The organism is Pseudonocardia pini (assembly GCF_013870575.1).
Taxonomy (GTDB): Bacteria; Actinomycetota; Actinomycetes; order Mycobacteriales; family Pseudonocardiaceae; genus Pseudonocardia; species Pseudonocardia pini.
The window spans coordinates 1-1,275 of sequence record NZ_JACBXB010001129.1; the positions used below are offsets into that span (position 1 = coordinate 1).

General features: G+C 74.4%; 2 protein-coding genes. One reads left to right on the forward strand and one right to left on the reverse strand.

Features of this window, described 5'->3' with window-relative positions:
- Positions 1-730 (reverse strand): hypothetical protein (locus H5J29_RS33150; protein ID WP_220188229.1); only part of this gene is annotated, 730 nt, incomplete at its 3' end.
- Positions 731-888: 158 nt separating this feature from the next.
- Here H5J29_RS33150 and H5J29_RS33155 point away from each other — a divergent pair.
- Positions 889-1,275: sigma factor (locus tag H5J29_RS33155; RefSeq protein WP_281376165.1), on the forward strand; the 387-nt coding region annotated here is incomplete at its 3' end.

A 1,275-nucleotide genomic window follows, 5' to 3' on the forward strand; every position in this document is an offset into this window, starting at 1 on the left:
CCGTGGTACTCGCCGCGGAGGTCGTGGCCGAGGTGGGAGCCGCGGCGGGGACCAGGAGGCTGCCCGTCACCATCACGACCGCGGCCAGCACCGCAGCGACGGACCCGGCCGCGATCCACATCGGGCGGCGGGACCGCTTCGGGCGCTGCGGACCCCGCTGCCCCGGCACGATCAGGGGTCCAGCGTCGTTGACGCGGCCGGGCAGCACCGCGGTCCGCGGCCCCGCACTCACGACCTCGCTCACGACCGCACTGGCGGCGGCACTCGGGACAGCACCGGCGACCTCGCCCGCGGGCGCCCGGGGTGCCGGGATCCGGGTGATCACCGGGAACCGCTCGGTGGCCGGTTCGGGCACGACCGGGAGGCGGTCGGTGACGAGACCGGTGAAGAGCGTCTCGGGCGCGGGCAGCCACAGCGTCACCTGCCGACCGTGGTCGCTCTCCGTGACCGTTGCGGCGCAGCCCGTGCCTGGCCCGACCAGCTCCGCGTACCGCTCCGACATGCGGAAGGTCAGCTCGCCGACCCGGGACCCCGCCAGTCGCACCTCCACCCCGCGGCTGCCTCGGTACTTCCCGGCCCCGATCGTGCAGAAGCCCAGCTCGGCGACGGTGCGGCCGAGGGGGACCCGGGTCAGGACGTCCTGGTGGTGCTCCTCACGGGTCACGGTGACGGCGCGGCCGCCCTCGACGAAGCCCGTGGGGGCACGGTCCGACAGCGGACGCGACGACATGACATCTCCGATGCGTGGGGAGCGCGAGACATGGGTGAGGTCGTTCCCCACCACTCAGCGTTACGGGAACCGGCCCGAAACCTCCCTTCCGGTCGCCCACTCCGGCAGAGTGGAGCAACCGCCTCACCCGAACCGACGAACGAGGAGGGGAGGGGTCGATGGAGGACGAGCTGCTCGCCCGGCGCTTCGCCGAGCGGCGCCCGCGGCTCACCGCGGTGGCCCAACGGATGCTGGGCACGGCGGTGGAGGCGGACGACGCGGTGCAGGAGGCCTGGCTGCGTCTCACCCGGGCCGACACCGCCGCGATCGAGAACCTGGACGGCTGGCTGACCACCGTGGTCTCGCGGGTGTGCCTGGACATGCTCCGCGCGCGGAGCTCGCGGCGCGAGGAGCCGCTGGCCGAGGTCGAACCGGTCGCCGACGTCGATCCCGCACGCGAGGCGGAGCTGGCCGACGCCGTCGGGCCGGCGCTGCTCGTCGTGCTCGACACGCTCTCCCCCGCCGAGCGGCTGGCCTTCGTGCTGCACGACCTGTTCGCCCTGTCC